Consider the following 2,592-nt stretch of genomic DNA (forward strand, 5'->3'; position numbering starts at 1 on the left):
CCGTCAGTTAGACGGGGATAGCCTGCGGACTGGTGAGTGCCGACACTGCCAGAATGAAACAGGAAGTAAGGTTCAAAGTCCAGCTTTGTATAAAGCTGGGTAGCTTTGGGTAAGTCTTATGTAACGGTTTCTCCGATTCCCCGTTTGTCGCCTAGTTGCTTGCGAATTGCCAAAACTTGCTCAAAAGTCTGGATTGCTTCTCGAAACAAACCCTCGCGATGCTGTTTTACTCCTGTTTCAAAGAGTTTGTCTGCTGGCGTTTTGGGGTCAGTTGCCTGGGCGAGTGAAGCGAAGCTATCCCGTAGGGAACCGCTCGCTTGGGCGCGCCTAGCATTTATAATTGGGGCATAAGCCAGAGCGTCTGAAATTGCCAGCAAGCTGAGTGGGGGCGATAAGACAATACTTATAGCTGTGAGATAGCTGAAGTGGTAAGAGCGGCAGTACACCGATCGAGTCCTCCAAGAGCCAAGTTATAACTATCAAGATAGAGCTCTTTGGGGTGTTCCTGCCGAATTTTTTTCAGTCGCTAGGTTCTAACTGGCTTTTTGTCTTGCGAGACTGCCAGAATTAGCGGCATATTGTTGAGTGCGGAGATGACAGCAAAGTTTTTGCTGGGTGGAAGCGATGCTTTTTCATGGCTTTGCAAAATGATGTCCTGTTTGTCAACCGTGCTCCAAGCAGTTCCTGACAAAACTTGAATTTCTCGATGAGTTTGAGGTAATCTGTATACCTCGTTTTTCATCAGCATAATGCGATCCTCTTCGAGGGCTCCGCTAACGGGTGCTGCCAACTCGGAAGATATTTGAAGCATAGCATCTCCTACTTGGTAATTGGGAATTGGTAATTGGGAATTGCTAATTGGGAATTGCTAATCGAAGACTGTATTTCACTTCATTTCCACACCACCGACAATCGACTATTGGCAGTAACGCCGATCGAGCCAAGCGTGCATTTCATGCTCCGTTGCCACACAGGTAGAGCGACCTGTAGCCCGATCGCAACTGTGCCACCAAGTGTTACCATCGCGATCTGAGGTCTGCCAAATCCTCAGATCGTCCCCGCCAGCGACGGCGGCGAGGAAAAACTGCCAAATTTGATTCATAGCCCAAAAGATCGATCGCCCTTGCTGTTTTTTTGTTGGTAAAGCTCGATCGGCGATCGAAAAAACTTTGATTCTTGGGGTATCGATTCGATTTTTGCAAGTAGACATAGCCAACATCTGCAACTTATAATTTTCACAAATATTGCACGAATAAAATTACAAAAAAAGCTTAAAACTGCAATATTCTCAGCGCAATTACAGCACACTATTGTGGGCGTGCAAGTCCTGTAAAAGTCAATCTGTTATCTAACAAATTAACCTTAACTCTTTGGTGATTGACAATTAAATCATTGCTTGCATAGATTGTATGAATAAAATAGATAGATTGACGATCGGGCAAAAAGGCTATGAATGAAATCAATACGGGACGGATGAAACTCTCTCAAATTCAGGCTTTGATAGCAGTAGCAGACTGTGAAAACTTTAGCGAGGCGGCTTTGCTTTGCAATTGGAACTGTCCCAGTCAGCAGTCAGCCACGCCATCGCATTTTTAGAAACCGAATTGGGAGTACAACCAATCTAAGTAATGCCTGCTTAGAAAACGCAAATTTGCACTATGCTGACTTGACTGATGCCAACCGAGCGTGGAGCTAATTTGAACAATGGTTTTTTATCTCGGCTCAACTGTGAAAATACTAACCTCAGTGGAGCCGACCTCAGCGATGCAGACCTCGGTGAAGCTGATTTTTCTGAAGCGACTCTAATTGGCGCGAATCTAAGTAATACCAAACTACATCAAACAGGGTTTTGGAATTCTAACCTAAGTAAAGCTAACTTTAGTAGTGCGATTATGGATGAAACATCATTAGATGGTTCAAATCTGTGCCACGCTAATCTGATGGGAGCTAGACCCGATCCTGAATATGACGACTCAAATACAATCAATGGTAGTCCTGCATAGCAAGAAAAATCCAGGGTTTTAATTGATAGATAAACTGGCGTTATACTCATAAATAAAATACCAAATACCCAATATGATTGGAAAGCTTTTTGGAGAATGAAAGAGTTTTTATCACCAATCTAGATCTTCTTTGTCTCATCCTATTATTAAATCTTTCTATATAATTTGTCAGGCCAGTCTCTTTTCCTACTGCCTTGTATCTTTTTTGAGGAAAAACTGTGACCTAGGCACTCCAAAAGTCTGTATAACTTACAGCACATTGACGATCAACAGGTGGCAAAGAATCCCATAATCCTTGAGCTCCAGATTGATCTCTTTTGCCAATATACACTCCTACAATTTATGAATGTTGATACATCAATTGCCAACCAAATCCACTGCTTGTTATCCTTATTGCCTACAAATGACCACATTTCATCACATTGAATTGTTAGCTTCCCTCTTTTTTTTGACTTCATTTCTACTTCTCTCTTTACAGCTCCTAACTTTTTATTAACATAGTATTGCAACCACCGTTCCGAAACCCCTGTCGCCCTCACAATCCCAGCCAGAGATATCTTTTCTAATAAAAGTCTATCTATCAACTCTT

At 42.6% G+C, this 2,592-nt stretch carries 6 protein-coding genes and 1 pseudogene; 3 read left to right on the top strand and 4 right to left on the bottom strand.

What is annotated here, in order from left to right:
• Positions 1-116: 116 nt before the first annotated feature.
• The 3 genes from IQ263_RS27865 to IQ263_RS27875 all read right to left on the bottom strand — a co-directional run bounded on the left by IQ263_RS27865 (position 117) and on the right by IQ263_RS27875 (position 1,210).
• On the bottom strand, positions 117-446 hold the full coding sequence (locus IQ263_RS27865) for a hypothetical protein (protein ID WP_228050429.1): 330 nt from the start codon (positions 444-446) through the stop codon (positions 117-119).
• An 80-nt stretch (positions 447-526) separates the two neighbouring features.
• Positions 527-811 carry a hypothetical protein gene (locus IQ263_RS27870; RefSeq protein WP_194071270.1) on the bottom strand — a complete coding sequence of 95 codons (285 nt, stop codon included), beginning with the start codon at positions 809-811 and terminating at the stop codon, positions 527-529.
• Between the two features lie 105 nt (positions 812-916).
• A complete protein-coding gene (locus IQ263_RS27875) occupies positions 917-1,210 on the bottom strand; it encodes a hypothetical protein (protein ID WP_194071271.1) in 294 nt (97 codons plus the stop codon).
• Positions 1,211-1,550: 340 nt separating this feature from the next.
• Here IQ263_RS27875 and IQ263_RS30050 point away from each other — a divergent pair, with 340 nt between their 5' ends.
• From IQ263_RS30050 to IQ263_RS27885, 3 genes are read left to right on the top strand one after another with little or no spacing between them, the layout of a single operon-like run.
• The gene (locus IQ263_RS30050) at positions 1,551-1,625 is read left to right on the top strand and encodes a hypothetical protein (protein ID WP_333196206.1); all 75 of its coding nucleotides are present in this window, start codon (positions 1,551-1,553) and stop codon (positions 1,623-1,625) included.
• Positions 1,604-1,696 (top strand): pentapeptide repeat-containing protein, encoded by a 93-nt coding sequence (locus IQ263_RS30055; protein WP_339384809.1) that lies wholly within the window; start codon positions 1,604-1,606, stop codon positions 1,694-1,696. The genes IQ263_RS30050 and IQ263_RS30055 overlap by 22 nt, the downstream gene beginning before the upstream one ends.
• A gap of 1 nt (position 1,697) precedes the next feature.
• Positions 1,698-2,003, top strand: a complete 306-nt coding sequence (locus IQ263_RS27885) for a pentapeptide repeat-containing protein (protein ID WP_255515939.1) — start codon at positions 1,698-1,700, stop codon at positions 2,001-2,003.
• A gap of 18 nt (positions 2,004-2,021) precedes the next feature.
• Here IQ263_RS27885 and IQ263_RS29055 read toward each other — a convergent pair.
• Positions 2,022-2,592: pseudogene (locus tag IQ263_RS29055) on the bottom strand (IS1 family transposase); the annotation flags it as partial.

The sequence above is a fragment of the Tychonema sp. LEGE 06208 genome (assembly GCF_015207505.1).
GTDB lineage: Bacteria > Cyanobacteriota > Cyanobacteriia > Cyanobacteriales > Microcoleaceae > Microcoleus.